The following is a 22,603-nucleotide window of genomic DNA, read 5'->3' as shown; positions in this document are numbered from 1 at the left end:
TATCGCCCGGCGGGCTACCCGGTCTCCGACCGGCGCCGGGCGGCGAGGACGCGCTGGAGAATGACGAAGACCAGCAGGATGCCGCCGGTGATGATGGTGGTCATCTCCGGCCGGATGCCGCCGTCGCGGGTGATGAGGACGTTCATCAGGCCGAGCACGAGCGCGCCCACCACCGAGCCGAGGACGAAGCCGGTCCCGCCGGTGAGCAGCGTCCCGCCGATGACGACCGCGGCGATCGCGTCCAGCTCCCAGCCGATGCCGGTGATGTTCTGGGCGCTGCCCAGCCGGGACGTGTAGACGACGGCGGCGATGCCGGCGAGGGTGCCGCTGATGACGTAGATGCCCAGCTTCGTGACCGGCACCGGCAGGCCCATGAGGGTCGCCGACTGCTCCGAGCCGCCGATCGCGTAGACGGTGCGGCCGAACCGGGTCCGGTGCAGCACGACGAACCCGGCGAGGACGATGACGACGGCGGCGATGACGCCCGGCGTGATCACCAGGTCGTTCACCTTGTTGCCGTCGATGATCTTCAGCTGGGTGGCCAGCTCGCGGATCGCGGAGTCGTCGGCCAGCCGCTCCGGGACGGTGCTCAGCATCGACGCGAGCCCGCGGGCGAGGAACATCGTCGCCAGCGTCGCGATGAACGGCTGCACCCCGAAGTACTGAATGAGGACGCCCGACACCAGCCCCAGCGCCGAGCCGATCAGCACCATCACCAGCACGGCGGCGACCGGATGCCAGCCCGCGTTGGACAGCATGACCCCCGCGACGCTGCTGACGGCGATGACGGCGCCGACGGAGAGGTCGATGCCGCCGGTGAGGATCACGAACGTGAGGCCGACCGCGAGGATGATCAGGTGCGAGTTGTTGACCAGCAGGTTCGACAGCGTGCTGAACTGGACGATGCGCCCGTAGGCGGCCTCGCCGTAGATGATCATCCCGATGAAGATGAGCAACGCCGCCACCGTCGGCAGCGCGCTGAGGCGGGCGCCCAGCCGGTCGGCCAGCGAGGGGCGCGACGACGCCGGGCCGGGCGCGGAGCCGGTCGGCGGTCGAGTCGTGACGGTCATGCCGCAACGGCCTCCTTCTGCGACTGCGCCCGGAGGGCACGGCGGTGTCGGAACAGCGACCGGACGCGCTCGGACTGCAACAGGCAGAGCACGACGATCACGATGGCCTTGAACGCGGGCGTGGCCGATGCCGGGATGCCCAGGAACACGACCGTCTTGTCCAGCGTCGCGATCAGCAGCCCGCCGATCACGGCACCGCCGATGGAAAACTTGCCGCCGGCCAGCGACGTCCCGCCGATGACGACGGCGAGGATCGCGTCCAGCTCCAGCTGGTAGCCGGTGCGCGACACGTCCACCGTCATGACGCTGGCGGTCGCGAACACGCCGGCGACCCCGGCCAGCAGGCCGCTCACGGAGTACACCGTCAGCTGCAGGCTGCGCCGCTTCACCCCGGCGAGCCGGCTGGCGCGCGAATCCATGCCGATCGCCTCGAGCATGAGCCCGAGCGCGCTGCGCCGCACCAACAGCCACACCAGCGCGACGATGGCCATCGAGAGTAGGAACACGACGGGGATGCCGACGACGTAGCCGTTGGCCAGCCACGCGAACGAGTCGTTGTCGGCGGTGGTGTTCTGCCCGCCGGTGATGACCTTCGCGATGCCGCGGCCGGCCAGCATCATCACCAGCGTGCTGATGAACGGCTGCAGCCCGACCACGGAGACGAGGACGCCGTTCACCGCGCCCAGCACCGTCGCGATGCCCAGCGCGATCGCCAGCGTCAGCGCCGCGTCGCTGGTGGTGCCGTCCATGCCGCTGAGCAGCTCCATCGACACCGCGCCGGCCACGACCATGATCGAGCCGACGGAGAGGTCGATGCCGCCGGTGGCGACGACGAGGCACATGCCGACCGCGATCATCAGGATCGGCGCGGCGGCGCGCAGGATGTCGATGAGGTTGCCCGACAGGCGTCCGTCGTTGTAGCCGATGGAGAGGTAGCCCGGGTCGGAGCTGACGTTGATCGCCAGCAGCAGCACGATCGCGACGACGCCCCAGAACGCCTGGTTGCGCACGATCGCCCCGCGCTTGGCGGCCAGCCGCGCGGCCACGTCGGTCATTCGGAGTCACCTTCCTCGTCGTCGCCCTCGTCGGCGATGACGGCGACGATGGTCTCCGCCGTCACGTGCGGGCCGTTCTCCAGCTCGGCGAGCTTGCGGTGGTCCTTCATGACGATGATGCGATCGCTCAGCCGGACCACCTCCTCGAGCTCGGAGGAGATGAACACGACGGCCACGCCCTTGGCGGCCAGCGCCGCGACGGCGGCCTGGATCTCCGCCTTGGCGCCGACGTCGATGCCGCGGGTGGGCTCGTCGAGGATGAGCAGGTCCGGCTCGGTGGCCAGCCAGCGGCCGAGCAGCACCTTCTGCTGATTGCCGCCGGACAGGAACTTCATCGGCCGCTCCGGGTCGGCCGGACGGACGTTCAGCTCGGTCAGGTACTTGCGGACCAGGGTGTCCTGCTCCTTGCGCGACAGCGGCCGGAACCAGCCGCGCTTGGCCTGGACGGCGAGGACGAGGTTCTCCCGGACGGTGAGGTCGCGGATGATCCCCTCGTCGCGCCGGTTCTCGCTGGAGAACGCGATGCGGTGCGCGAGCGCCGCGGTCGGCGTGTGGATGTCGGTCTTCTTCCCGCGCAGCCACACGGTGCCGCTGTCCGGCCGGTCCGCGCCGTACAGCAGCCGCGCCAGCTCGGTCCGGCCGGAGCCGAGCAGCCCGGCGAGGCCGAGCACCTCGCCCTTGTGCAGCTCCAGGTCGGTCGGCTCCGACGAGCCCTTGCGGCCGAGGTCCTCGGCCCGCAGCAGCGGCTCGCCGCGCGGCTCGTAGTGGTGCGACTGCCGCTCGCTGCCCAGCGAGCGCAGCGTCGCGAAGTCCTTGCCGATCATCTTCGAGATCAGCGTGGTGCGGTCCAGCTCGCGGGTCGGGTATTCGCCGACGAAGGCGCCGTTGCGCAGGACGGTGATGCGGTCGCTGATCAGGTAGACCTGGTCGAGGAAGTGCGTGACGAACAGGATCGCGACGCCCTGGCCGCGCAGCCGGCGGATGACCGTGAAGAGGTGGGTCACCTCGTTGGCGTCCAGGCTGGAGGTCGGCTCGTCGAGGATGAGCACCTTCGGCTTGGTGACCATGGCCCGGCTGATCGCCACCAGCTGCTGCAGGGCCAGCGACAACGTGGCGAGCGGGCGGCGCAGGTCCAGCTGTTCGAGCCCGAGCGTGGCCAGGACCTCGGCCGCCGCCCGGTGTGTCGCCCGCCAGTTGATGCCGAACGGGCCGCGCACCTCGTGGCCCAGCATCACGTTCTCGCCGACGGACAGGTTGGCGCAGAGGTTGACCTCTTGGTAGACGGTGGCGACCCCGGCCGCCTGGGCGTCGGCGGTGCCGCTGAAGCGGCGCTCCTCGCCGGCGACCAGGATCTGCCCCTCGTCGATCTTGTAGACACCGGTGAGCGCCTTGATGAGCGTCGACTTGCCGGCCCCGTTCTCGCCCATGAGGGTGTGCACCTCGCCGGGGAACAGGCGGAAGTCGACATCGTCGAGGGCCTTGACCCCGGGGAACGAGATCGAGATGCCGGTCATCTCGACGATCGGTGGCGCTCCGGTCATGACGGCTCCCGGTTCCTCAGTACTTGCGGCTGGGCAGGGCGGCCGTCGCGGCCTCGGCCGAGTCGAAGACCTCGCTCGGCACCACGATGTACGGCTCGACCTCCTCACCGTCCAGGACCTGGTTGACGACCTCGAGTGCCGTCTCGCCGAACAGCGGGTTGTACTCGGCGACGAAGCTCAGCCGGCCCTCGGAGAGCGCCTCGAGCGCGGGCTTGGTGCCGTCGATGGTGGCGATCTGGACGTCGACGCCCGGCGTCAGGCCGGCCTCCTCGACCGCGATCGCGGCACCGAGACCCATCTCGTCGTTCTGCGCGAACACGATCTGGATGTCGTTGTTGTTGGCCCGCAGGACGGTCTCGAAGACGCTCTTGGCCTCCTCGGTGGACCAGTTCGCGGTCTGCGCGCCGATCTTGACCAGGCTGGGGACGGACTCGACGGTGTCGTCCCAGCCGCGGTTGCGCTCGTTGACGACGGAGACGCCGGCCGGGCCCTCGAGCACGAAGTAGTTCGCCCCGTCCGGGAAGGCCGAGACCGCCCACTCGGCGACCGACGTGCTGACCTCGTAGTTGTCCGGTGCGATCCGGGTGACGTAGAGGTCGGTGTCGTCCGGCTCGATGCCGCGGTCGATGAGGATGACCGGGATCTCGGCCTCCTGGGCGCGGCGCAGGGAGTCCTCCCAGCCGGCGCCCTCCGTGGCGGACAGCAGGATGACGTCGACGCCCTCGTCGACGAACGACGTGAATGCGTCGATCTGCGACCGCTGGTCGAGGTTGGTCGCGGGGGCGTACTTCAGCTCGAAGCCGGCCTCCTCGGTGAACGTGTCCTGGACGTTCGCCTCGTTCGCCTGGCGCCAGCCGCCCTCGGGGCCGACCGCGACGAAACCGACCGTGACGAGCTCGCCGCCGTCGTCGCCGCTGCTGGTGCTGGTGTCGTCGTCGCCTCCGCCGCACGCGGTGAGTGCGAGGGTCAGTGCCCCGGCAACCGCGAAGGCCCGTGCGACTCGTGGGGTGCTACGCATCGATCTCCTCCTTGAGACCCGTGCCTTCCGGCGTGGTTCGTGGCCTAGAACGGGCCAGATGTTACCGGGAACACACAGGTCGCGCAAGGAGTGAAATAGTACTGTCCGGCGTTACATAGTGCGAGGCCCGGCGGTTGATTCGCGCACGATCAGCTCCGGTGCGATCCGCGAGCGCCGCTCGGTGCTGCGGCCCTCGACCGCGGCGACGAGGATCTCCACCGCGAGCGTGCCGAGGGCGTGGAAGTCCTGCCGCACCGTCGTGAGCGTGGGCAGGAAGTGCCGCGACACCGACAGGTCGTCGAACCCGACGACGCTGACGTCCTCGGGGACCCGGATGCCGCGGTCGCGGAAGCCGTGCAGGATGCCCAGCGCCATCTGGTCGTTCGCGGCGAAGATCGCGGTGAACGGCGGCAGCTCGTCGAACGCGACGGCGAACTCGTAGCCGGAGTCCGCCGACCAGTTGCCGACGAACGCCGGCGGTATGTGTAGCCCGGCCTTCTTCAGGTGCGCGTGCCAGCCGCGCTCGCGCGCCCGGGCGTCCAGCCAGTCCAGCGGACCGGCCACGTGCACGATCTCGCGGTGGCCGAGGTCCATGAGGTGCTGGACGGCGAGCGTCGCGCCGAGTCGCTGATCGACTGAGGCGGTGAGGAAGTTGGCGTCGTCGTCGGCCTTGACGATCAGCGTCGGCATGCCGTCGGTCAGCTCGCGCAGCACGTCGACGGAGGACGCGCGCGGAGCGATGACGCAGAGCGCGTCGATGCCGTGCGCGGTCAGGTACGCGACGGCCTCGCGCGGCCGCACGCCGTCGTCGTCGGGAGAGGCGGCGACGGAGCTGACGGAGTAGCCGGCCTCGCGCGCGGCGTGCTCGACGGCGCGCAGCGTGCTGTCGGGCCCGATCTCGACCGGCCGGTCGACGATCACGCCGATGCGCCGCGACTTGCGGGTCGCGAGCGCCCGGGCGGCGCTGTTGCGCTGGTAGTTGAGCTCCTCGACGACGCGCAGGACCTTCTCGCGGGTCTCCGGGCGGATGTTGGGGTGGTCGTTGAGGACGCGCGAGACGGTCATGTGCGAGACGCCGGCGAGGGACGCGATGGACCGCAGGTTCGGCTTGTCGTCCGTGCTCCCGGCGTTCATCTTCCCTCCCACGCTCTGTGCGGCATCCGCGGCTGGACGGTGCCGGGACCCCGGCCGACGCCGGTCCGATCGTACGTCCCGGCGCCGTGACGTTACCGGGAACATTACGCTCGCGCCACCACCGTGAACGCGCCGAGCAGGGCGGCCGTGATTCTGCGTGCGATCAACGCAAGACTCCTCGCCATCGGATCCGGTTCAGGCAGCCTGCCGTCCGGCGGGGATCGTCACCATTGCGAATTGTGGCGATTTTTGCTCCGAACGCCTCCGGGCGCGGAAATCACCAGGACTTCTGGTGCTCCACCACGGCTGCATGCATGGTGAGGCGGACGAACGCCTCGTGACGTCCCCGACCCCAACGGCGCCTCACGCCCAGGACGCCAACAGCTGCCGCCCGTCGCCAGACTTGAGGCGCGCGTAGCCCGCGGAAGCAGCAGGAGCCTCATTTCCGGGGCGGTGGGGTCAGTCCTCGACGTGAGGTGCCATGCGGGCGTAGGAGTGCTCGATGTGGTCGAGCATGGCGGCGGCCGCGGCGGCGGCGTCGCGGCCGCGCAACGCGTCGAGGACGGCCTCGTGCTCGCCGGAGGTGTCCTGCTCGATGCCGTGCTTGAAGTACAGCCGGTAGAGGTGCATGTGCGAGCGCAGCCGGACGATGGCGTCGGCCAGCAGGTCGTTGCCGGAGTGCTCGGCGATGATGCGGTGGAACTGGGCGTCCTGGTCGGCGAAGTCGCGGTAGTCCTGGTAACGGGTGCCCTCGTCCTGCGCCGACGACGCGCTGGCCCGCATGTCGTCGGCCAGCTCCTGGAGCGCGGCCACCGTCGCCGGGGTCATCCGCCCGGCGGCGAGCTGGGCGGCGGCCGGCTCGAGGATGCGGCGCATCTCGAACAACTTGCGCAAGCCTTCGGCGTCGAGCAATGGCGCGGCGGTGTACCCGCGCAGCGGCCGCTTGACGACCAGGCCCTCGGACTCCAGCCGGGCCAGCGCCTCGCGGACGGGGGTGGGCGACACGTCGAAGTCGCGGGCGATGCCGTCGATGCTGACCTTGGCGCCGGGCTCGATGCGGTGATCCATGAGCAGGCCGAGGATGACGTCGTAGACGTCGTCGGCCAGCGCGCGGCGCTCGGGCACGAGACGTGCCGCGTGATCAGGGCCGATGGTCACAGCATCATCCTAACGAGACGAAGATCGAGAACTGTCCTGTCGCTGCCGGTCGAGGTCCCACACCTCCGGCAGCGGCGCGGGCCCGCCGTCGTCGCCGCCCACGAACCGGTCGACGAACCCGCCGATCTGCGCCTGCCACCGCTCGTTCGCCGGATCGTCGGCCAGTGCGGCCAACGCCGCGCCGAAGTCGTCGCACTCGACCAGGTGGAACAGCCGGTCGCCGACTCGCCAGATGGTCCACTCGTGGATCCCGACCCGCGCGAACGTCGCCACGAGGTCGTCCGGTATCCGCTCGTGCTCCCGGTCGTAGTCCAGCTCGCTCCCCGGTCGCAGCACAGAGTGCAACGCCACGCGCATCGCGTCATCCCTTCATCTCGGCGTCGATGGGCACGTCGGCCCGCAGCAGGCCGGCGTCGATCAGCTCCGCCCAGACGTCCGGGTCGACGGGCTCGGCTGCCAGCGCGGCGTTCCGGGTCACCTGCTCCGGCGACTCCGCCCCCAGCACGACGGTGGCGACCGCCGGATGGGCGAGCGGGAACCGCGCCGCCAGCACGGGCACCGTCGTGCCGTACCGCTCGGCGACCGCGGCGATGCGCAGGACCCGGCCGACGACGTCGCCCGACGCGGGCGTGTAGTCGTACCGCGCCGCCGGGTCCGGCCGCGGCGTCGCCAGTATGCCCGAGTTGAACACGCCCGCGGCCGCCACCGACACGCCGCGCTCGGCGGCCAGCGGCAGCAGGTCGTCCAGCGCGCTCTGGTCCAGCAGCGTGTACCGGCCGGCCAGCATGACGACGTCGAGGTCGGTGTTTCGGACGAACTCGGCGAGCAGCGCCGACTGGTTCATGCCGGCGCCGTAGGACCGGATCACCCCCTGCGACCGCAGCTCCTCCAGCGCCGGGAACGCGCCGTCCAGCGCCTCGCGGTAGTGGTCGTCGGGGTCGTGGACGAACAGCAGGTCGACGCGGTCCAGCCCGGTCCGCGCCAGCGTGTCCTCCAGCGAGCGGAGCACGCCGTCGCGGGAGTAGTCGCGGACCCGCCGCCGGGTCGCGGGCACGTCGAACAGCTCGTCGTCGCGCTCGCCGGCGTATCCGTCGTTGGGCACCAGCAGCCGGCCGACCTTGGACGACACCACGTACTCGTCGCGCGGGAACCCGGCCAGGCTGCGGCCGAGCCGCTCCTCGGCGAGGCCGAGACCGTAGTGCGGCGCGACGTCGAAGTAGCGGATGCCGGCCGACCACGCGGCCGGCACGCACCGAGGCCACACGTCGGCGGCCAGCGCCTGGTACAGGTCGCCCAGCGCGGCGACGCCATACCCGACCGGCCCGACCTCCAGGCCGCCCCGCCCGAACGCCCGCATCAGGCCACCCGCAGCCCGTCGAGCGCGTCCAGGTCCCAGGCGATGCCCAGCCCGGGTTCCGACGGCGCCACCGCGTCACCGTCGGCGACGGCCATCTCGGCGGTGGTGACGGCGCGCAGCTGCGGGATCCGCTCGACGTACAACCCGTTCGGGACCGCGCAGGTCAGCGACACGTGCAGCTCCATGAGGAAGTGCGGCGCCACCTGGACGTTGAACGCCTCGGCCAAGTGCGCCACCTTGAGCCACGGCGTGATGCCGCCGATGCGGGCGACGTCGACCTGGACGATGCTCGCGGCCTCGGCGGCGAGGTACTCGCGGAAGTGGCCCACGGAGTACATGCTCTCGCCGACCGCCACCGGGATCGTCGTCGACCGCGCCAGCCGGCGGTGCCCGGCGACGTCGTCGGCCGGCAGCGGCTCTTCCAGCCAGAACAGGTCCAGCGGCTCGAACAGCGCCGCCCGCCTGATCGCCTCGGCCGCCGTCATCGACTGGTTCGCGTCGACCATGAGGTGCAGATCCGGCCCGACGGCATCGCGCACGGCCCGCAGCCGTTCGGCGTCCTCACCGGCGTGCGGCTTGCCGACCTTGATCTTCACGCCGCGCAGGCCGCGCCGCTTCGCCTCGGACGCCTGGGTGACCAGCTCGTCGGGGGTGAGGTGCAGCCAGCCGCCCTCGGTGTCGTAGAGCGGGACCCGCGGCCGCGCGCCCCCGGCGGCCACCCAGAGCGGCAGCCCGGTCGCCCGGCAGCGCGCGTCCCAGACGGCGGTGTCGACGGCGGCCAGCGCCAGTGCCGTGATCGGCCCGACCGTCGTCGCGCGGGTCGCCGCGTACAGCGTCGACCACACCTGCTCGGGCCGGCCCGCGTCGAGGCCGACGAGCAGGCCGAGCAGGCTCTCGCGCAGCAGGCTGAGCACGGCCGCGCCGCCGGTCCCGATCGTGTAGCTGTAGCCGGTGCCGGTGACGCCGTCGGCGGTGCGCACCGTGACGAAGATCGTCTCCTGTTTGACGAAGGACTGGACGGCGTCGGTGCGCACCGTCTCGACCGGGACGTCGCACAGCCAGGCCTGCGCCTCGACGATCCGCAGCGTGTCGCGTGTGGTCACTAGCGTCCTCCGAATCCACCCATGCTGACGCCCTTCATCAGTTGCCGCTGCAGCAGCACGACGATGAAGAGCGAGGGGACGACGGCGATGGTCGACGCCGCCATGACGAGGTTCCACTGCGTGCCGTGCTCACCGGTGAACATCGTCAGGCCGAGCGGCACGGTGGCCTTGTCCTGCGTGTTGATCACGATGAGCGGCCACAGGTAGGAGTTCCAGTAGCCGATGAACGAGAACACCCCGAGCACCGACAGCGGCGCCCGCAGCTGCGGCAGCAGCACCGACCACAGCGTCCGCACGCGCGAGGCGCCGTCGATGCGGGCCGCCTCCTCGTACTCGACCGGGATGGTCAGGAAGAACTGCCGCATGAGGAAGGTCCCGAACGCCGTGAACGCGAACGGGACGATCAGCGCCGCGTAGGTGTCGACGTACCCGGCCTCGTTCATCATGATGAACAGGGGGACGACGAGCACCTCCTGCGGCAGCACCAGCGTGGCGACGTACAGCAGGAACAGCCGGTCGCGGTAGCGGAAGCGCAGCCGCGAGAACGCGTACGCCGACAGCACCGCCACCACGACCGACAGCGCGGCGCCGGCGACCGCCACGAAGAAGCCGTTCGCGATGAACCGGCCGAACGGCACCAGCGTCCACGCGTCGGTGAAGTTCCGCCAGCGCACCTCCGACCCGAGCGCCGACCCGCTGAACACCTCGTTCGCCGGCTTCAGCGCGGTCAGGAACATCCACAGGAACGGGAACGTGAAGATCAGCGCGACCCCGGCGACGGCGGCCGTGTTCAGCCAGGTCAGCGTCGTGCGGCGACGGTGCGCGCGGCGCCGCGTCGCGGCCGTCAGGACGTCACTTGTCATAGTTCACCCACCTGCGCTGGCCGGCGAACTGCACCGCCGTGACGAGCATGACGACGACGAACAGCACCCAGGCGATCGCCGACGCGTAGCCGAGCCGGTCGAAGGAGAACCCGTTGCGGTAGAGGTAGAGCACCAGCGTGTTCGTCGACTCGCCCGGCCCGCCCCGGGTCAGCACCTGGGCCTGGACGAACACCTGGAAGGCGCCGATCATCGTCATCGTCGAGGCGAAGAACAGCGAGGGCGAGATCATCGGCAGGATCGTGTAGCGCAGCCGCTGCCACGGGTTCGTCCCGTCGATGCGGCTGGCCTCCAGGATCTCCTTCGGGATCGAGGTCAGCCCGGCGGTGATGACGACGACGTTGTAGCCGAACGACTGCCACACCGACATCGCGATCACCGCCGCCAGCGCGAACCGCGAGTCCGACAGCCACGACTGACCGTCGACGCCGGCCCGCCCGAGCGCGGCGTTCAGCACGCCGTCGTCCGACAGCATGAGCCGCCAGACCAGCGCGTTCGCCACCATCGGCGTGATGACGGGCAGGAAGAACACCACCCGCCAGATGCCGGCGCCCTTCATCCGGGTGCCCAGCCACAGCGCGATCCCCAGCGCCAGTGCGAGGTTCAGCGCCGTGTAGACGACGGCGAAGAGCAGCGTGTTGGTCAGCGCGGTGAAGAACGCCGGGTCGCCGAAGAGCTTGCTGTAGTTGTCCAGGCCGACGAAGGCCGGCGTGCCGAACAGCGGCCACTCGTACAGGCTGATCACCGCCGACCCGCCCAGCGGCACCACGATGAACAGCACGAAGCCGGCCAGCCCGGGCGCCAGGAACAGCGCGGCGACCGCGGCGTCGTCGCGCCGCCGCCGTGTCTTGGGCGGCGGGTCCGGGTCGGACGGCGCGGCTGCCGCCGTCCGCGTCCCCGTCATCACCTCCATGCGATCAGCCGCCGACCGAGTCCTGGATGGTCCCCATGATCTCCTCGGCGCTGCGTTCGCCGCGGTAGCCCTCGACGCTGTACTGCGTCATCAGCGTCTCGACCTGGTTCCAGGTCGGCGTGGTGACCTGCGCCGTCGCGTTGCCCAGCAGCGCGGTGACGACGTCGGCGGCGCCGGGCGACTTGCCCTCGGCCCACGCCGGCAGCGCCTCGGCCCGCGCCGGGACGATGCCGCGGGAGGCCGCCAGTGACTCCTGCACGCCGGTGGACGTCAGCGCGACGATCGCCTCGAACGCCTCGTCCGGCCGGTCGCAGTTCGCCGCGATGCCGAAGCCCGACCCGGCGGTCATGCCGTGCGCCTGCCCGCTCGGCGACGGGACGATCGTCACGCCGAGGGTGAAGTCGGCCGCCTCGTCGAACGTCCCGTACATCCACGGGCCCTCGATCAGCATGTCGACCCCGCCGCTGGTGAACGCCTCCTGGGCGACGTCGGCGCCGTCGGCCGCGTTCGGCGCGTCGGCGATGCCCTCGGCCGCGACGAGGTCGAAGTAGTCCTGGATCTGGCCGACGAAGTCGGGGTTGGTGAGGTCCAGCCCGCCGTCGCCGTCGAGCCAGGACGTGTCGCCCGCGGTGGCCCACGCGGCCGGGATGAACATGCCCGGCGTGACGGCGAGCGCCTTGTGGTCGTCGGTGGTCAGCGCGGTCGCGTCGGCGAGGAACTGCTCGCGCGAGTACTCCGGCCCCGGCGGGGTGAGGCCGGCGGCGGTGAACGCGTCGACGTTGTAGAACAGCACGACCGGCTCGGCGTCGTACGGGATGGCCCGCAGCGTGCCGTCGACCGTCATGCCCTCGAGCATCGACTCGTCGACCTGCGACAGGTCGAAGTCGTGCTCCTCGACGAGGTCGTCCAGCGGCATCAGCAGGCTGTCCAGCTCCTGCGCGCGGGCCGCCTGTGTGGTGAGCAGGCAGGGCGTGTCGTCGCCGGAGAGCCGGGTCTTCACCTTGGTCCAGTAGTCCTCGAAGCTGGGTCCTTCGATGGTGATGTCGAGGTCCGGGTCCTCCTTCTGTGCCTCCGCGACGAACGACTCCCACTGCTCGCGGTCGCTTTGGCTGCTCACCCAGGTGTAGAGCTGCAGCGGGCCGCCGGCCGTCGACGTGCTGTCGTCGTCACCGCCGCCGCAGGCCGTCAGCGTGACGGCGAGTCCGGCGACGGCGGCCACCGTCGTGGTCAGGTGTCTCACGTGCATGGCTTCCTCCGTTGGAAGTCGATGGTCACTCGAACTCCACCGCGACGACGTCGACGAGCGCGCCGGTCGGCTCGGGAGCGGCGATGCGGATCTCACCGAGCGGCTCGGCGGTGTCGTCGCCGCTCACCTCGTGCACCTCGAACGCCACCTCGTAGGGCAGCGCCGCGCCGGTGCCGACCAGCCGGACGCCGGTGACGCGGCGCACGGGCAGCCCGCGCACGACGATCTCCTCGACCGGCCGGTTCACCAGGTGCAGGTAGACGACGCCGTCGCGGGCCGTGGTGGGCCCGTAGAAGTCGACGCCGGTGGCCGGGGCGGTGCCGACGACCGCCTCGGAGTGCGTGGCGAGCCAGTCGCCGAGCTGGCCCAGCCGCTCGGCCTGCGCCTCGACCAGGCTGCCGTCGCCGCGCGGTCCGACGTTGAGCAGCAGGTTGCCGCCCCGGCTGACGACCTCGACGAGGCTGACCGCGAGCGAGCGCGCGGACTTGTTCTTCGTGTCGCCGGGGCGGTAGCCCCACATCTGGCCGATCGTCAGGCACAGCTCCCACGGACCCTCCGGCGCGGTCAGCGGGAACGCCTGCTCCGGCGTCTTGTAGTCACCCTGCTCGGGCAGCCGCTCGTTGATGACGACGTCAGGCTGCAGGCTCTTGATCAGCGCGCGCAGGCCGGCGGAGTCCCACTCCTCGGGCGAGCGCTCCCACTCGCCGTCGAACCAGAGCAGGTCGATGGTGCCGTAGTTCGTGAGCAGCTCGGTGAGCTGGCCGCGCAGGTAGTCGAGGTAGCGGGCCCACTGCTCAGGGCTGGAGCGGCGGTGCCGGTCGGTGGCGACCGGCAGGCCGGCGTTCTCCGGGCGCCCGGCCGCCGGCCAGTGCTCGGCCGGGTAGGGACGGTCGGTGTCGGCGAACGCGGGGTAGTCGGGGTGGTGCCAGTCGGAGAGGCTGTAGTAGAAGCCGACCCGCAGTCCCTCGGCCCGGACGGCGTCGACGTACTCGCGCACGATGTCGCGGCCGAACGGGCCGTGCTCGACGCCGAAGTCGGAGTGCTTGGTGTGGAACATCGAGTAGCCCGCGTGGTGGCGGGTGGTGAACACGACGTAGGTGGCGCCGGCGTTCTTGGCGAGCTTTGCCAGCGTCGACGCGTCCCACTGCCGCGGGTCGAACATCGGGGCGCTGGACTGGTACTGCTCCACCGTCACTGGGTCCTCCGGCACGTCGACCCCCGGGATGATCGAGCGCCCGACCAGCGGCCAGGAGATCTCGATGCCCTGCTGGCTGGCGTGGTCCCAGTGGACGAAGATGCCCAGGCCGGCTCCGGTGAACCACTCGCCACCGGGGATCCGCGCCGGTTCGCGGACGATGCTGCTGATGGGGTCGGGCATCGAGTCTCCTCTTCGAGGCGCGTGTTTCCTATAGGGTAGAGGAAACAGGATGTGGGTCAAGAGTGGATTTTCCGGACCCCGGGAGTCGCGGGAAGGATGGGGCGGTGACTTCGAGTGACTGCCGACCGCAAGGTCTGACGTCAGTCTCAAATAGACCCGCGTGGCGGCCCCGGCCTGACCTGTGGACCCTCGACCCCGCCGTCCTCCACCTCAACCACGGCTCGTGGGGCGCGGTCCCGCGGGCCGCGCAGGAGGCGGCGGCGCGGCTGCGGGCGGAGAGCGAGGCGAACCCGGCGGCGTGGTTCCGGGCGCTGCCCGACCGGGTGGCGGCGGCGCGGCGCCGGCTGGCCGCGTGGGTGGGCGCCGACGAGGCCGGGTTCGCGCTGGTCCCGAACGTGAGCGCGGGCGTGACGGTCGCGCTGACGGCGGTGGACGTGCCGCCCGGCGGGCGCATCGTCGTCACGTCGCACTGCTACGGCGCAGTGCGGTTCGCGGCCGAGCGGTTCGCCCGGCTGCGCGGCGCGACCGTCGTCGAGGTGCCCGTGCCGCTGACGGCGTCGCCCGACGAGGTGGTGGCGCTGCTGGCGCCGGCCGTGTCCGGCGCTTCCGTCGTGCTGGTCGACCAGGTGACGTCCGCGACGGCGACCGTCTTCCCGGTGGCGCGGCTGATCGAGCTGTGCCGGTCGGCCGGCGTCCCGGTCATCGTCGACGGCGCGCACGGTCCCGGCCTGGTTCCTTTGCCGGTGCCGGAGGGCGCGGACTTCTGGGCCGGCAACTTCCACAAGTGGGCCTGCGCCCCGCGCGGCACCGCCGGCCTCGTCGTCGCCCCGCGGTGGCGGTCGCGGACGATGCCGCTGGTGGTGTCGTGGTCCGAGCAGGCGTCGCTGCCCGAGCGGTTCGACTGGCAGGCGACGGCGGACTACGTGCCGTGGCTGGCGGCCGGTGCGGCTCTGGACATGCTGGACGAGCTGGACTGGCCGGCCGCCCGTGCGGCGGTGTCGGCGATGCTGGCCGACGGTGCCGACGAGGTGGCCAATGCGGCCGGCGGCGAGGTGCCGGAACTGGCGGCCCCCGCCGCGACCATGCGCCTGGTGGCGCTGCCGCCGTCCGTCCGCGTCGAGGACAAGGCGGCCGAGGAGGCGCTGCGCCGGCGGATCGCCCGCGAGGCGGGCGCCGAGGTCAACGTCACCGTCCACGCCGGGCAGGCGTTCCTCCGGCTGTCGGCGCACGCCTACAACGGGCCGGGCGACTACGAGCTGCTCGCCGCCCGGCTTCCCGTCCTGTTTTAGCCCGCCAGTGCGTGGTGGGCCGACGGGCGCACGCGCCGGCCGAGCGCGACGAGCGCCAGACCGGCGACCGCCCAGGCGGCGAGCACCAGCACCGGGCCGCCGGCGGCGGCGCCGTCGAAGTACGACGTCGACCGCAACAGCGTGCCGCCCGCACCGGCCGGAAGCGCCTGGCCGAGCGCTCCCCACCCGGTCGGCAGCAGCTCAGGTGCCGACGAGACGCCGGAGATCGAGTTGCCGACCAGGAACATGATGACAGCACCGAGGCCGATGCCGGCCGGTCCGAGGAGCGCCACCAGGCCGGTGATGGTCAAGGAGATCGCGGCGACGATCAGCGCGATCGCCCCGGCGTTGGCCCAGGCACTGCCGCCGAGGGCGCCGAGCCAGGCCTGCGCGACCAGCGTCACGACCCCGCCGGCGGCCATGGCCGCGACCAGTGCGCCGGCCACCCGTCGCCACACGCCCGTCACCAGGAACGACATCAGGATGCCGACGACCATGCCGCCGAGCACCATCGGCAGCGCGGCCGCGGTGAAGGCGGAGCCGCGAGGGTCGTCGTCGGGCAGCGGGACGACGTCCTCGACCGCCGGCGCCGACTCCGGGGAGGCGATGCCGGCCAGCAGTTGCGCGACGACCGGGCTGCCCGCCGAGGCGGTCAGCAGCCGGGGTGGGCCGGCGGGCTCGAGGACGATCGCGCCGTAGACCTCGCGCTCCTCGATGAGTCGTCGGGCGGCGTCGGCGTCCGGTGCGCTCCGCAGGTCCAGGGCGCCCGGCATGGCCTCGTCGAGCTGCCGCTCGAGCTGGTCGGCGGCGGCCGCGGAGCCGACGACGGCGACAGGCACGTCGCGCGGCGCCGACTCGGCCGGCGGCCACGCGAACGCCGTCACGAGCACGCCGACGAGCACGGCGAAGCCGAACCCGAAGCCGATGACGCGCCGCCAGCTGGTCGGTCCGGCGGGCTGATCACCCGGGCCGGCCGTCGCGGGATCTTCGGTGGTGAGCTGGTCGAGTTCCATGGTGCTCCTTCTGGTCAGGGCCGGGTGCGGCGGATGAAGTCGTCGATGGCCGCCGCCACCTCGTCGGGCTTGTCCTCTTGCAGGAAGTGGTGCGCGTCGGTGAGGACGGTGTGGGGCTGGCCGGCGGCGCCCGGGATGCGGCCGCTCAACGCCTCGTGCCGGCCGCCGGTGACGTGGTCGTCCTCGCCGAACACGCACAGGAACGGGAGCTCCAGCGTCTCGAGCACCTCCCACGCCGCCTCGAACGCCGGCGTGGCCTCGTCGTGCGGGGTGAGCGGGATGAGCACGGCGAACCGGCGGGCGCCGTGCTGGTAGCGGTCGTCCGGGAACGGCGCGTCGTAGGCGGCCAGGACGGCCGGATCGAGCTCCGACGTCGTGAAGTCGGCCACGACGTCGGACAGGATGAGCGGGTTGGTGCGCTGGGTGAACTGCAGCCAGGTGGCGAGGTGCATCCAGCCCTCGGCGGGCAGGTCCTCGCGGCCTGTCTTCAAGCCGGTGTTCATCGCCACGACCCGGCGGAACCGGTGCGGGTGCTCGGCCAGCAGCCGCAGGCCGAGCGTGCCGCCCCAGTCGTGGCAGACCATCGTGACGTCGCGCAGGTCCAGCCGCTCGAACACGGCTTCGGTGAGCCAGTCCAGGTGCTGCTGGTACGTGTAGCGGAAGCGGTCGGTGGGCTTGTCGGACTTCCCCATGCCGACGAGGTCCAGCGCCACGCACCGGTGCCCCGCCGCCACCAGGGGCGGGATGACGTGACGGTACAGGTAGCTCCACGACGGGTTGCCGTGCAGCAGCAGGATCGTCTCCCCGGACGCTCGGACCGGCCACGCCGGCCGTTCGTCGAGGTAGTGCATGCGCACCGTGGTGCGCGAGCCGTCGCCGAGCCCGACCCGGAGGTAGTGCGGTTCGAACGGGTAGTCCGGCAGGCCGGCGAAGCGACGCTCGGGGGTCCGGAGCACCTTCGCTCCGGGCTGCGGGTGGGCAGCGGCCGCTGGGTGGGTCGATGCGGCGGCCAGCGTTCCGGCAGCCCCGGCGGCCGTCCCCGCGAGCAGCCTCCTGCGGTCGATCTCGGTCATGACGTTCTCCTCAGTTCGTGGTCGTGGTGTGGTCGTGACGTCGGTCGGGCCGGCGGGTCAGTGCGGCCAGGGCAAGGCACGCGAACGCCGACGCGGCGGCCACCGTCCGCGCGGAGTGGGCGATCTGCCAGCGGTCACGCAGGTACCGCGCCCGCGTTCGGCGACGACGAGCACCACCGTGGCGGCCAGCGCCGGAAGGAGGGTCGCGGAGGCCAGAGCGTCGAGCCGGTCGAGCTCCACCTGACGGACCTGCGTGTAGACGCTCGCGTCGAACGCACGCAGGCTGGTCTCGAGCACGAGGACTGCCAGCAGGAAGCCGGCGAAGAGTCCCGCGAACAGCAGGCTCACGCCGCGTGCGACTGTGGCGACAGTACTGGTCATCGCAGGGTCAGCGCCCCGCCAGTGAGCACGTAGGTCGAGGTGACCCCGTCGTGCTGCCGGCGACCCGGCAGGTCTGGCCGGCGGGGTCGAGCACGGCCGTGTTCCCGCTGACCGCGAACGTCCACCGGCAGCCGTCGCGCGTGTGAACGGACAGGGCGCCGGGACGCTCGGAGGTGACGGTGACGGACCCGGTCTGCGGCTCGGATCGCACCTGGACGGCGCCGTCCGAGCCGGCGGTTCGCAGGATGCCGACGTTGACGTTCGCCGCGGGATCCGCTGAGTCGTAGGTCCACGTTCCGACGAACCGCCTCGCGGGGTCCGGCGCGCTGCGGTCCTCCGCCCTGGTCCGCCTGCCGTTGTCGAGAGCGAACTCGTAGTCGCCGCTGGGGTGGTGGCTGATTCCGGTGATGGCCTCCTCCGCTCGCCGCCCGGCCGCGGTGATCGTCCATGACGTCAGGGTGTAGCCGGATCGGATGGTGGGGTTGAGGCAGTACTGCGGCGCCGGGTGCAGTTCGAGCGATCGCTGGCGGGCCACGAACTGCCAGGTGCAGCCCTGGTCGGTGCGGCCGATGACGGTGCCGTTGGCGGCCTGGGTGAGGACGATGCCGCCGACCTGCGGTAGCGAGACGACCGATCCCGCCGGCACGTGCGGGAACGGGCTCGCACAGCCGGGTTCCGCGGCCGGACACCGCAGTTCGGCGATGTTGATGCCGCGGTCGCGGTCAGGCTGGTCGTAGTTCCATCGCCCCAGGTGGCTTGCGACGTCGGGAGCGGCACCGGGCGCCGCGGCGGGCTCGGGCCCCGCACCACCGGCCGTGAGGCCGGCGGCCGACAGGGAGAAGGTCAGGATCAGCCCCAGGGCGAGGTGGTGGACGATTCGCATGGTGACTCCGTTTCGCATCAGTACGCGACGGCGACGGTCTGCCCGAACGTGACGGGCTGGTCGACGGCGTGGAGCAGAAACCCGGCGGCGTCCGCGCGGGAGATGCGCAGGCCGCGGCGGACGCTCTGGCCGTAGGCCGTGCGGTAGCGGCCGGTCGGCGGCTTGTCGGTCAGCAACGGCAGACCGACCGCGGTCCACTCCAGACCGCTGCCGCGCAGGAGGTCCTCCATCAGCGCGACGTCGGCGTAGTGCCGGCCCATGAACCGATTCGACAGCGGCGTCACCACGTACCGGATGAAGATCCCCGCCCCGGCATCCTTCGTCAGCCCGACGCCCGCGACCGCCGACTCGAGCGCCGCGGCGTCGGGTGCGGCCAGGTCGGCGACCTCGGTGCGGACCGGGCGCGTGAGTCCGGCGGGGTTGCGCACGATCGCGGTGACGTCGTGGCCGGCGTCGACGGCCTGCTCGAGGACGTGCCGGCCGACCCCGCCGGTGGCGGCGACGACGGTGAGCTTCATCGGCGATCCTCGAACGTGAAGGCGGCGGCGTGGTCCGCGACCCACTGGGCGAAGGCGACCGCAGGCCGGCCGAGAACCTTCTCGACGTCGTCAGAGGGCGGCTGCCGGGTGCCGGCGATCCGGGCGTACCTGGCCAGCAGCGCGGTGACGAACGGCTCGGGCAGGCCGTGCGCGACCATGCGCTCGGCGGCGACGCCGGGGTCGAGCTCCTCGTAGCGCAACGGCCGGCCGAGGACGTCGCCGATGACGCCGACCATCTCGGCGTGGGTGAGCGTCTGGGGTCCGGTCAACTCCACCCGCCGGCCGACGAGATCGTCGGTGAGCAGGGCATGCACGGCGACGCTCGCGATGTCGTGCTCGTGGATCGGCGATTCGCTGACATCCGGATACGCGTAACGGACGACGTCGCCGGCTCGGATCTGAGCGCCCCACATGGTGATCGCGTTGGCGGCGAAGAAGCTGGGACGGAGGCTGGTCCACTCCAACCCGCTGCCGGCGGCGGCCTCTTCGGCCTCCCGGTTACGATCGCCGGCCAGCCGCGACGGCTGCTCGGACGGGTCGTCGTCGATGTTGATCGCCGCCAGCGCCACGACCCGCCGCACCCCCCTTCGCCGGGCCAGGTCCACGAGGTCGGCTGCGCCGTCGCCCACGGCGCGGGGATGCAGGAACAGCGACGTGACGCCGTCCAGTGCATCCGCGACGGTGTCCGGCCGGGACGGGTCGCCCTCGACGACCTCGACGCCCGCCGGCAGCTCGGCCTCCGTCGCGTCGCGGCTGACTGCACGCACGCCGGCGCCCGCGATGCGCAGCAGGTTGATCAGGGGGCGTCCGACCCTTCCGGTCGCTCCGGTCACCAGGATCATGATGGTCTCCTCGATTACTCAACAACTCGTATAATACGAGAACCGTAACATCTACTTTGAGTTCCGTACCTTATGAGAGGCGTCACAGTCCGGGCTGCGATATCGTGCGTAGATGACCATCACGGCCGGTGACGACGCTGCCGCCGCGCGCCGCCGGCGGCGCCGGTCGGGTGCGGCGATCAAGGAGTCGATGCGCGAGCTGAGCGTCCAGCTGTCCCTGCTGAACCATCAGATCAGCGCGTCCTTCGACCTCCGCGACACCGACTTCGACTGCCTCGACGTCATCAAGCGCCACGGTCCGCTGAGCCCCAGCGCGCTGGCGCGGCGCACTGGCCTGCACGCCGCCACGTTGACCGGCGTCCTCGACCGCCTCGAACGGGGCGAGTGGATCGCCCGTGAGCGTGACCCCGCCGACCGTCGGGCCGTCATCGTCCGCGCCCGCCGCGAGCGCAACCCCGAGCTGTTCGGCAAGTTCGCCGGCATGAACAGCGCGATGGACGGCCTGCTCGCCGACTACACCCCGGACGACCTGGAGCTGCTCGCCGACTTCCTCCGGCGCACGGCCGACGCCGGCCGGGTCGCCACCGAGGCCCTCGTCGAGGACGGCCGCTGAGCCCTGTTCCGGCCACCCTCGCCGGTGTAGCGTCCGGCCATGGCGGACGCGCGGCTGCGGCGACGATCGGTGCTGGCCGGCGGCGCGCTGCTGGCCGCGGGCGCTCCGGCGCTGCTGGCCGGCTGCTCATCCGGCGACGACGGGGACGAGCCGGCCGCCGCGACGTCACCGCCGCCGCTGGAGGACCTGGACCTCTCCGACTGGGACGTGGTGCGTGCCCAGTTCGCCCTCGACCCCGAGCTCGCACACTTCGCCGCCTACGTGCTGGCCAGCCACCCGGCGCCGGTGCGGGCCGCCGTCGAGCGGTGGCGCGACGCGTTCGACGCCGACCCGGGCGGCCACCGTCGCCGGTGAGGTGGAGCGCGACGACGAGGTGCGGGCCGCCGCGGCCGTGTACCTCGGCGTCGACCCGGCCGAGCTGGCGCTGACCGGCAGCACGACGATGGGCCTCGCCCTCGTCTACCACGGGCTCGCGCTGCGGCCCGGCGACCACGTCCTCACCACGACGCACGACTTCTACGCGACCCACGAGGCGCTCAGGCTGGCCGCCGCCCGCAGCGGCGCCGAGGTCGAGCAGATCCCGCTCTACGACGACCCCGCCACGGTGAGTGCTGACGACGTCACCGGCCGGGTGGCCGCCGCGCTCCGGCCGGAGACCCGGGTCGTCGCGCTGACGTGGGTGCACTCGAGCACCGGCGTGAAGCTGCCGGTGCGCGGCATCGCCGACGCCGTCGCCGCGGCCAACGCCGGCCGGGCCGAGGCAGACCGCGCGGTCCTGGTGCTCGACGCCGTCCACGGGCTGGGCGCCGACGCCGCGCGCCCCGGAGACCTGGGCTGCGACGTGTTCGTGTCGGGCACGCACAAGTGGCTGTTCGGCCCGCGCGGCACCGGCCTCGTCTGGGCGTCGGCCGCCGCCGGCGCCGCGGTCGCGCCCATCATCCCGTCGTTCACCGCGCCCAGCTTCGGCAACTGGCTCACCGGCGACGACCAGCCCAGCCCGTTCGGCGCCGGCAACACGCCCGGCGGCTACCAGGCGTTCGAGCATCGCTGGGCCGCCGCCGAGGCATTCGCGTTCCACCAGGCCATCGGGCCGGACCGGGTCGCCGCCCGCACCGCGGAGCTGGCCACCCGGCTCAAGGACGGCCTCGCCGAGGTCGGCGGCGTCCGGCTGGTCACGCCGCGCGACCCGGAGCTGTCCGCCGGCCTGGTCTGCGTCGAGGTCTCCGGCCGCGACCCGTTCGAGGTCGTCGAGCGGCTGCTCGACCAGCGCATCGTCGCGTCGGTGACGCCGTACCGCGAGGCGTACGTCCGGTTCGGCACCAGCATCGTCACGACCCCGGACCAGGTCGACGCCGCCGTCGAGGCGGTCGCCGACCTCGCCCGTTAGCCGACTGCCGTCAGTACGCCGCCGCCCGCGAGGCCGGGCGCTCGACGTCCGCACCTGACCACAGCGCCCAGCCCAGCCAGGCAGCGCCGAGAGCGGCGAGCACCAGGCCCGGGTACAGCGTCACGTCGGGCAGCACGCCGCGCAGCCCGATCGGGACCGCGCCGATCCCGTAGAGCAGCACGCCCGGCGCCGGCACCAGCCGCGAGCGCAGCAGCGCCACCACGAACACCAGCACGCCGGTGAGGAACACCACCTGGGTGACGGTGAACATCGTCCCGGCCGGCCCGTCGACGAAGCCCTGCACCTCGTCGTCGGACAGGTACGGGAAGACGAAGTTGACGATGTACTCCGCACCGACCAGCCCGGCCAGGCCCACAGAGTTGAGCACGTAGCCCACCAGCCCGGTGCGGCCGGTCGCCGCCCGGACCCGCACGTACAAGGTCGTCAGCAGGAACAGCCCGAACAGTTGCGCCAGCGGCGCGAGCGCCCGGGTGAACTCGGTCGACGGGACGAGCTCGCCGCGGCGGGCGGCGTTGAAGCAGAGCGCGAGGCCGCACAGCAGGCCGGCGAGCCCGCCGAGGCGGCGGAGGGTGGTCACGGACATGGTCGCTCCCTGGGGTCGGATCGATGGGGTCGGTCCAGTCCTAGTGGCCGCCGCAGGTGCCGGGGCGGACCGGTAAGAACCCCCTAAGATCCGCGCTGACCAGTGCTTACGGATGTCTTACGGCG

General features: G+C 72.0%; 24 protein-coding genes. 4 read left to right on the top strand and 20 right to left on the bottom strand.

Annotation, left to right across the window (positions count from 1 at the left end; translation table 11 throughout):
• Nucleotides 1-14 precede the first annotated feature (14 nt).
• From BLV05_RS32945 to BLV05_RS32885, 13 genes are all read right to left on the bottom strand, one after another.
• Nucleotides 15-1,070 (bottom strand): ABC transporter permease, encoded by a 1,056-nt coding sequence (locus BLV05_RS32945; protein WP_046772743.1) that lies wholly within the window; start codon nucleotides 1,068-1,070, stop codon nucleotides 15-17.
• Nucleotides 1,067-2,125 carry an ABC transporter permease gene (locus BLV05_RS32940; RefSeq protein ID WP_046772744.1) on the bottom strand — a complete coding sequence of 353 codons (1,059 nt, stop codon included), beginning with the start codon at nucleotides 2,123-2,125 and terminating at the stop codon, nucleotides 1,067-1,069. Before BLV05_RS32940 ends, BLV05_RS32945 begins: the two co-directional genes overlap by 4 nt.
• Nucleotides 2,122-3,666 (bottom strand): sugar ABC transporter ATP-binding protein, encoded by a 1,545-nt coding sequence (locus BLV05_RS32935; protein ID WP_046772745.1) that lies wholly within the window; start codon nucleotides 3,664-3,666, stop codon nucleotides 2,122-2,124. The genes BLV05_RS32940 and BLV05_RS32935 overlap by 4 nt, the downstream gene beginning before the upstream one ends.
• A 16-nt stretch (nucleotides 3,667-3,682) precedes the next feature.
• On the bottom strand, nucleotides 3,683-4,684 hold the full coding sequence (locus BLV05_RS32930) for an ABC transporter substrate-binding protein (RefSeq protein WP_046772746.1): 1,002 nt from the start codon (nucleotides 4,682-4,684) through the stop codon (nucleotides 3,683-3,685).
• Between the two features lie 111 nt (nucleotides 4,685-4,795).
• The gene (locus BLV05_RS32925) at nucleotides 4,796-5,818 is read right to left on the bottom strand and encodes a LacI family DNA-binding transcriptional regulator (RefSeq protein WP_046772747.1); all 1,023 of its coding nucleotides are present in this window, start codon (nucleotides 5,816-5,818) and stop codon (nucleotides 4,796-4,798) included.
• A 459-nt stretch (nucleotides 5,819-6,277) separates the two neighbouring features.
• Nucleotides 6,278-6,976 carry a GntR family transcriptional regulator gene (locus BLV05_RS32920; protein WP_197683450.1) on the bottom strand — a complete coding sequence of 233 codons (699 nt, stop codon included), beginning with the start codon at nucleotides 6,974-6,976 and terminating at the stop codon, nucleotides 6,278-6,280.
• A 9-nt stretch (nucleotides 6,977-6,985) separates the two neighbouring features.
• The gene (locus BLV05_RS32915) at nucleotides 6,986-7,333 is read right to left on the bottom strand and encodes an L-rhamnose mutarotase (protein ID WP_046772748.1); all 348 of its coding nucleotides are present in this window, start codon (nucleotides 7,331-7,333) and stop codon (nucleotides 6,986-6,988) included.
• Between the two features lie 4 nt (nucleotides 7,334-7,337).
• On the bottom strand, nucleotides 7,338-8,333 hold the full coding sequence (locus tag BLV05_RS32910; protein WP_046772749.1) for an aldo/keto reductase: 996 nt from the start codon (nucleotides 8,331-8,333) through the stop codon (nucleotides 7,338-7,340).
• The gene (locus tag BLV05_RS32905) at nucleotides 8,333-9,436 is read right to left on the bottom strand and encodes a mandelate racemase/muconate lactonizing enzyme family protein (RefSeq protein WP_197683449.1); all 1,104 of its coding nucleotides are present in this window, start codon (nucleotides 9,434-9,436) and stop codon (nucleotides 8,333-8,335) included. Before BLV05_RS32905 ends, BLV05_RS32910 begins: the two co-directional genes overlap by 1 nt.
• On the bottom strand, nucleotides 9,436-10,299 hold the full coding sequence (locus BLV05_RS32900) for a carbohydrate ABC transporter permease (RefSeq protein WP_046772750.1): 864 nt from the start codon (nucleotides 10,297-10,299) through the stop codon (nucleotides 9,436-9,438). Before BLV05_RS32900 ends, BLV05_RS32905 begins: the two co-directional genes overlap by 1 nt.
• Nucleotides 10,289-11,221 (bottom strand): carbohydrate ABC transporter permease, encoded by a 933-nt coding sequence (locus tag BLV05_RS32895; protein WP_172860740.1) that lies wholly within the window; start codon nucleotides 11,219-11,221, stop codon nucleotides 10,289-10,291. The genes BLV05_RS32900 and BLV05_RS32895 overlap by 11 nt, the downstream gene beginning before the upstream one ends.
• A gap of 13 nt (nucleotides 11,222-11,234) precedes the next feature.
• On the bottom strand, nucleotides 11,235-12,476 hold the full coding sequence (locus BLV05_RS32890; RefSeq protein ID WP_046772752.1) for an ABC transporter substrate-binding protein: 1,242 nt from the start codon (nucleotides 12,474-12,476) through the stop codon (nucleotides 11,235-11,237).
• A gap of 25 nt (nucleotides 12,477-12,501) precedes the next feature.
• Nucleotides 12,502-13,854: an alpha-L-fucosidase gene (locus BLV05_RS32885; RefSeq protein WP_046772753.1), complete on the bottom strand. Its 1,353-nt coding sequence runs from the start codon at nucleotides 13,852-13,854 to the stop codon at nucleotides 12,502-12,504.
• A 104-nt stretch (nucleotides 13,855-13,958) separates the two neighbouring features.
• On the opposite strand from BLV05_RS32885, the gene BLV05_RS32880 reads away from it, so the two are divergent.
• Entirely contained in the window at nucleotides 13,959-15,143 is a 1,185-nt protein-coding gene (locus BLV05_RS32880) for an aminotransferase class V-fold PLP-dependent enzyme (protein ID WP_197683448.1), read from the top strand.
• On the opposite strand, the gene BLV05_RS32875 is transcribed toward BLV05_RS32880, so the two are convergent.
• Genes BLV05_RS32875 through BLV05_RS32850 form a run of 6 tightly spaced genes read right to left on the bottom strand, consistent with a single transcriptional unit; the run spans nucleotide 15,140 to nucleotide 19,877 of the window.
• A complete protein-coding gene (locus BLV05_RS32875) occupies nucleotides 15,140-16,156 on the bottom strand; it encodes a hypothetical protein (RefSeq protein WP_152691118.1) in 1,017 nt (338 codons plus the stop codon). The two genes, BLV05_RS32880 and BLV05_RS32875, sit on opposite strands and share 4 nt — an antisense overlap.
• A gap of 14 nt (nucleotides 16,157-16,170) precedes the next feature.
• On the bottom strand, nucleotides 16,171-17,229 hold the full coding sequence (locus tag BLV05_RS32870) for a haloalkane dehalogenase (protein ID WP_082155829.1): 1,059 nt from the start codon (nucleotides 17,227-17,229) through the stop codon (nucleotides 16,171-16,173).
• Nucleotides 17,230-17,286: 57 nt separating this feature from the next.
• Nucleotides 17,287-17,577, bottom strand: coding sequence for a hypothetical protein (locus tag BLV05_RS32865; protein WP_052763170.1), 291 nt, complete (start codon nucleotides 17,575-17,577; stop codon nucleotides 17,287-17,289).
• 40 nt (nucleotides 17,578-17,617) lie between these two features.
• Nucleotides 17,618-18,493 carry a hypothetical protein gene (locus BLV05_RS32860; RefSeq protein ID WP_046772754.1) on the bottom strand — a complete coding sequence of 292 codons (876 nt, stop codon included), beginning with the start codon at nucleotides 18,491-18,493 and terminating at the stop codon, nucleotides 17,618-17,620.
• A gap of 17 nt (nucleotides 18,494-18,510) precedes the next feature.
• Complete coding sequence (locus BLV05_RS32855; protein ID WP_046772755.1) at nucleotides 18,511-19,011, bottom strand: NAD(P)-dependent oxidoreductase; 501 nt, start codon at nucleotides 19,009-19,011, stop codon at nucleotides 18,511-18,513.
• Nucleotides 19,008-19,877: an NAD(P)H-binding protein gene (locus tag BLV05_RS32850; protein WP_152691119.1), complete on the bottom strand. Its 870-nt coding sequence runs from the start codon at nucleotides 19,875-19,877 to the stop codon at nucleotides 19,008-19,010. The genes BLV05_RS32855 and BLV05_RS32850 overlap by 4 nt, the downstream gene beginning before the upstream one ends.
• 109 nt (nucleotides 19,878-19,986) lie before the next feature.
• On the opposite strand from BLV05_RS32850, the gene BLV05_RS32845 reads away from it, so the two are divergent.
• Genes BLV05_RS32845 through BLV05_RS32840 form a run of 3 tightly spaced genes read left to right on the top strand, consistent with a single transcriptional unit; the run spans nucleotide 19,987 to nucleotide 21,874 of the window.
• The gene (locus BLV05_RS32845) at nucleotides 19,987-20,487 is read left to right on the top strand and encodes a MarR family winged helix-turn-helix transcriptional regulator (RefSeq protein WP_046772757.1); all 501 of its coding nucleotides are present in this window, start codon (nucleotides 19,987-19,989) and stop codon (nucleotides 20,485-20,487) included.
• 39 nt (nucleotides 20,488-20,526) lie between these two features.
• Nucleotides 20,527-20,841, top strand: a complete 315-nt coding sequence (locus BLV05_RS37375) for a hypothetical protein (protein ID WP_197683447.1) — start codon at nucleotides 20,527-20,529, stop codon at nucleotides 20,839-20,841.
• A gap of 1 nt (nucleotide 20,842) precedes the next feature.
• Nucleotides 20,843-21,874 (top strand): aminotransferase class V-fold PLP-dependent enzyme, encoded by a 1,032-nt coding sequence (locus BLV05_RS32840; protein WP_197683446.1) that lies wholly within the window; start codon nucleotides 20,843-20,845, stop codon nucleotides 21,872-21,874.
• 10 nt (nucleotides 21,875-21,884) lie between these two features.
• Here the strand turns inward: BLV05_RS32840 and BLV05_RS32835 are convergent, their stop codons facing one another.
• A complete protein-coding gene (locus BLV05_RS32835; protein ID WP_046772758.1) occupies nucleotides 21,885-22,478 on the bottom strand; it encodes a hypothetical protein in 594 nt (197 codons plus the stop codon).
• Between the last annotated feature and the right edge of the window lie 125 nt (nucleotides 22,479-22,603).

The sequence above is a fragment of the Jiangella alkaliphila genome, from assembly GCF_900105925.1.
Classification (GTDB): domain Bacteria; phylum Actinomycetota; class Actinomycetes; order Jiangellales; family Jiangellaceae; genus Jiangella; species Jiangella alkaliphila.
The sequence above is the reverse complement of the archived record's forward strand: the minus strand, read 5'-3'. Positions and strand labels throughout refer to the sequence as shown.